The sequence below is a fragment of the Kitasatospora sp. NPDC056783 genome, assembly GCF_042789895.1.
Lineage (GTDB): Bacteria > Actinomycetota > Actinomycetes > Streptomycetales > Streptomycetaceae > Kitasatospora.
Window position 1 is genome coordinate 1 of the sequence record NZ_JBHUAF010000512.1, and the last position, 4905, is coordinate 4905.

Annotated in this window: 3 protein-coding genes and 1 tRNA gene; 2 read left to right on the forward strand and 2 right to left on the reverse strand. The window is 70.3% G+C overall.

Annotation, left to right across the window (positions count from 1 at the left end):
• Positions 1 to 97: 97 nt before the first annotated feature.
• A complete protein-coding gene (locus tag ACFRMQ_RS38130) occupies positions 98 to 2656 on the reverse strand; it encodes an ABC transporter permease (protein WP_380735465.1) in 2559 nt (852 codons plus the stop codon).
• A gap of 41 nt (positions 2657 to 2697) precedes the next feature.
• A complete protein-coding gene (locus ACFRMQ_RS38135) occupies positions 2698 to 3507 on the reverse strand; it encodes an ABC transporter ATP-binding protein (protein WP_380735466.1) in 810 nt (269 codons plus the stop codon).
• Between the two features lie 255 nt (positions 3508 to 3762).
• Between ACFRMQ_RS38135 and ACFRMQ_RS38140 the strand changes: the two genes are divergently transcribed.
• Both ACFRMQ_RS38140 and ACFRMQ_RS38145 read left to right on the forward strand, forming a co-directional pair.
• A tRNA-Leu gene (locus ACFRMQ_RS38140) sits at positions 3763 to 3844 on the forward strand.
• A gap of 142 nt (positions 3845 to 3986) precedes the next feature.
• A complete protein-coding gene (locus ACFRMQ_RS38145; RefSeq protein WP_380735467.1) occupies positions 3987 to 4859 on the forward strand; it encodes a Bax inhibitor-1/YccA family protein in 873 nt (290 codons plus the stop codon).
• Positions 4860 to 4905: the final 46 nt, after the last annotated feature.

The window sequence follows — 4905 nt, forward strand, 5'->3', positions numbered from 1 at the left end:
GAAGTGGGAAGGTCCCCTGCCGGAACCCCGGCAGGGGACCTTCCTCGTTCCGGCGACCGATCCGGTGACCGTTACGGCCGGCGGTTTCGGCGGGCGGTCAGTCGGTCTTGATGCTCGACAGGATGTCCAGCTTGGAGGCCCGGCGGGCCGGCCAGATCGCGGCCACCAGGCCGACCACCCCGGCCAGCACCAGGAACAGCGCCAGCTGGCCGAACGGCACGACCGTGGTGAGGCCGGCGAGGGTGGACTTCAGGGTGCCGTTGACCGCCCAGGCGATGAAGCAGCCGAGCAGCAGGCCGATGCCGGCGCCGAACAGCGAGATCACGACGGACTCCAGACGGACCATCCGCTTGATGCCCCCGCGGTCCAGGCCGATCGCCCGCAGCATCCCGATCTCGCGCTTGCGCTCGAAGACCGACATCGCCAGCGTGTTGACCACGCCCAGGATCGCGATCAGGACCGCCATCCCCAGCAGGCCGTACATCAGGTTCAGCGCGAAGGTGATGGTCTGGCTGAAGCCGTCGCGGACCTCCTGCCGGGACTTCACCTCGATCACCGGGTTGGCGCCGGTGGCGTCCTTGAGCGACTGCTTGAACGCGGCGGTGGCGCCGTCCTTGCCCTTGACCAGGACGTCGGAGACGTACGGCTTCGGCTCGTGCTTGGCGACCTCGCTGTTGGCCAGCACGACCGGGCCGAGCATGCCGCCCGTCCGGTACACGCCGCCGACGGTGAGCTGCCCGGTGGAGTCGTCCGGGTACGTCACGGTCATCGTCGAGCCGGTGGTGACGCCGGACTTCTTGGCGACGTCCTGGTCCACCAGCAGCTGGCCCTTGCCGAGCGCGGCGGCGGACCCGCTGGTCAGCTCCACCTCGGCGAGCTGCTCGAAGGTCTCCGGGTTCAGACCGGTGATGGACTCGCTGGTGCCGTCGAGCTCCCAGAAGGTGGAGATCAGCGGCGAGGAGGCGGTGACCCCGGGGGTCTTGGCGATCTGCGCGGGCACCTGCTCGGACAGGCTCATGTGGTTGGCGGCCGAGACGACGTAGTCGGCCTTCATCGAGCTGGTGACGGCCCGGTCGACCGTGTCGGTCACCGAGGCGCCGATGACGGTGATGCCGGTGACGAGGGTCAGTCCGATGGTGAGCGCGGCGGCGGTGGCGGCGGTGCGGCGCGGGTTGCGCACCGCGTTCTGCTGGGCGAGCTTGCCCGGGGTGCCGCCGAGCCCGCGCAGCAGCGGGCCGACCAGCGCGACCACCGGACGGGAGAGCAGCGGCAGCAGGACGAACACGCCGATCAGGGCCAGGAAGGCGCCCAGGCCGACCGGCAGCCGGCCGCGGTCGTCGCCGGTGGCGGCGCCGTAGCCGATCAGGGCCAGGCCGCCGGCGGTGAGCACCGAGCCGATCGCGTTGCGGACCACCAGGCTCTTCTGGGAGGCCGGCTGGTCGCCGCTGCTCATCGCGGCCACCGGGGCGATCCGGGAGGCGCGCAGGGCGGGCAGCAGGGCCGACAGCACCGTCACGACGACGCCGACCAGCAGGGTCACCAGGACCGTCAGCGGCTTGATGACCAGCGACGCGCTCGGCATGTTCTCGTTCAGGCTGTTGACCAGCGACTGCATCCCGGCGCCGATCCCCACGCCGGCCAGCAGGCCGGCCGCGGCGGAGACGGCACCGATCAGCAGGGCCTCGACCAGGACGGACCGGGTGACCTGCTTGCGGCTGGCGCCGATCGCCCGCATCAGCGCCAGCTCCCTGGTGCGCTGGGCGACCAGCATGCTGAAGGTGTTGGCGATGATGAAGATGCCGACGAACAGCGCGATGAAGGCGAAGACCAGGAGCATGGTGCGCATGCTGCTGGTGCTCTTGGTGATGTCGGCCTGCTCGTCCGCCTGGAGCTTGGCGCCGGTCTCGACGTCGAACTGGTGGCCGGACGGCACCACGGGCTGGGTCTGGGCGAGCAGCGCGTCCTGGCTGGTGCCGGGCTTGGCGGTGAGCACGACGCTGCTGTAGCGGCCGGGCTCCAGCAGCGTCTGCTGGGCGGTGGCCCGGTCGAACAGGGTGAGCGTGCCGCCGGTGTTCACCACCGGGTCGTCGGTGGTGAAGACGCCGGTGAGCTTCGCCTCGATGACGGGGCCGTTGGCGGCGACCCGGACGGTGTCGCCGACCTTGTAGCCCGCCTTGTCGGCGGTCTTGCGGTCGAGCGCGACCTCCTTGGCGTTCTTCGGGCCCTGGCCCTCGACCATCGGGTAGCGCGGGTCCTTGCCGTCCTGGCCCGGGGCGAAGTTGGCGCCCTTGGCTGCCCAGAACTGGCCGATCAGTTCGCCCTTGCGGTCGGCGACCCCGGTGAAACCGCTGACCACGCCGCGGGCACCGGCGCTGCCGGGCAAGGCGGCCAGTTGCTGGACGGTGGCGTCGGTGAGTGCGGTGGAGCGGGCCTCGCTCTTCTGCTTGGCCGAGGCGCTGGAGCCGGCCGCGCGGTCCACGACCTGGACGCCGACGTCCGAGTAGCTCTTGGAGTTGCTGTCCCGCATGGCCTTGCCGAAGGTGTCGGAGTAGACCATGGTGCCCGCCACGAAGGCGGTGCCGAGCATGACGGCCAGCGCCGTCATCAGGAGTCGGCCCTTGTGGGCCAGCACGTTGCGCAGTGCGGTGCGATACATGAGGTGTCCTGGGAAGGGTCGGTGGGCGGGCTGCGGCGGTGTCAGCTGGTGCGGCCCTTGGCGTCGAAGCGGCGCATGCGGTCCAGGACGGTGTCGGCGGTGGGCTGGTGGAGTTCGTCGACGATGCGGCCGTCGGCGAGGAAGACGACGCGGTCGGCGTAGGAGGCGGCGACCGGGTCGTGGGTGACCATGACGACGGTCTGGCCGAGCTCGCGCACGGAGTTGCGCAGGAAGGAGAGGATCTCGGCGCCGGAGCGGGAGTCGAGGTTGCCGGTGGGTTCGTCGGCGAAGACGATGTCGGGCTTGGAGGCGAGGGCGCGGGCGCAGGCGACGCGCTGCTGCTGGCCGCCGGAGAGCTGGGAGGGGCGGTGGCCGAGGCGGCCGGAGAGGCCGACGGTGTCGACGACGCGGTCGAGCCAGGCCTTGTCGGCTTTGCGGCCGGCGATGTCCATCGGGAGGGTGATGTTCTCCAGGGCGGTCAGGGTGGGGAGCAGGTTGAAGGCCTGGAAGATGAAGCCGATGTGGTCGCGGCGCAGCTGGGTGAGCTGCTTGTCCTTGAGTCCGACGAGTTCGGTGTCGCCGATGGTGGAGGAGCCGGAGGTGACGGTGTCGAGGCCGGCCATGCAGTGCATGAGGGTCGACTTGCCGGAGCCGGAGGGGCCCATGATCGCGGTGAACTCGCCCTGGGGGAAGGTGACGCTGACGTTGTCGAGGGCGACGACGCGGGTCTCCCCCTCCCCGTAGACCTTGTTCAGGCCGATGGCGCGGGCGGCCGCCAGGCCGGTGTGGACGGCGGCTGCGGTCGACGTGGTCACGGGGTGCTCCTCGGGCTCGCGGACTTGTACCTTCATGGTCCGCGACGTGATCATGGTCCTGCGTCGCTCCGCCGGACGGTTGGCCCTACCACCGCTGGGCGTACGGAAGGGGTGGACCCATCCTCCTGCGGTATGACGTGAACCCTGAGGCAGGCGGATGGCCGGAACGGATGTCCTTCGTGGCCGAATTCCGGACAGTTCGTCAGATGGCAAGCAAACATGACAACTTCCCGGGCAGGGAACATGCGAAAGAGTGAGTCGGGCGACTAGGCTCAGGGTGGTTTCGCAGACGCCCGGATGGTGGAACGCAGACACGGGCAGCTTAAAACTGCTTGGCCGCGAGGCCGTGCCGGTTCGAGTCCGGCTCCGGGCACCGATCTCCCGGCGGGGACGCACGACGGCGTCCCCGCCGGACGCCGTTCACCGGATCCTCCTCGCGGCGTATCCCGGAATTTTTGCCAAGCCATTACCCTTGTGCAATGGACGGTGCAGTGCCGCCACGGAGGGAATGAGCAATGAGAAGCAGCAACCCGGTCTTCTCGCGGGAGGGGTCCTTCACCCGCGACGCCGGCTACGCGGGGTTCGGTACCTCCGCGCAGGCCGGGAGCCCCCACGGCCAGAACCCGTACGCGGGCACGCCCTACGCCCAGCAGCCGCAGGGCCAGGCCCCGCTCACGGACGAGCAGCTGTACCAGATGTACAACGGGCCGGCGGCGGGCCCGGCGGCCACCGGGCGGATGACGCTCGACGACGTGGTCGCCCGCACCGCCATGACGCTGCTGACGCTCGTCGCGGCCGGTGCGGTGGCGTGGTTCACGCTGCCGTTCGAGAACTTCGGCTACGCGGTCGGCGCCAGCCTGGTGGCCCTGGTCGTCGGCCTGGTGATCTCCTTCAAGCGCAGCGTCAGCCCGCCGCTGATCCTCACCTACGCGGCCCTCCAGGGCTTCGCGATGGGCGCCATCTCGCACGCCTTCAACACGATGCTGAACGGCATCGTGATCCAGGCGGTGCTGGGCACGGCGGCGGTCTTCGCGGCGACGCTGTTCGCCTACAAGAGCGGCAGGATCCGGGTCACCGCCCGCTACACCCGGATCGGCATCGCGATCGCCCTCGGCTTCGTGCTGCTGATGCTGGTCAACCTGGTCGCGTCGGCCTTCGGTGCCGACATGGGGCTGCGCTCCGGCCCGCTGGGCATCGTGGTCGGCCTGATCGGCGTCGCCCTGGGCGCGTTCTTCCTGTCGCTGGACTTCCACGAGGTCGAGACGGCCATCGCCCACGGTGCCCCGCAGCGGGAGTCGTGGCGGGCGGCCTTCGGGCTGACCCTGTCGCTGGTCTGGATCTACAAGGAGATGCTCCAGCTGATCGCGATCCTGCGCGGCGACGACTGACGGTCCCTCCGCCGTGAACCACTGCCGCCGGGCCCCGGAGCACTCG

Bases quoted from the DNA above. Each gene is read 5' to 3' on its own strand.
- ACFRMQ_RS38130 (WP_380735465.1), bottom strand. From the start codon at position 2,656: ATGTATCGCACCGCACTGCGCAACGTGCTGGCCCACAAGGGCCGACTC.
- ACFRMQ_RS38135 (WP_380735466.1), bottom strand. From the start codon at position 3,507: ATGAAGGTACAAGTCCGCGAGCCCGAGGAGCACCCCGTGACCACGTCG.
- ACFRMQ_RS38145 (WP_380735467.1), top strand. From the start codon at position 3,987: ATGAGAAGCAGCAACCCGGTCTTCTCGCGGGAGGGGTCCTTCACCCGC.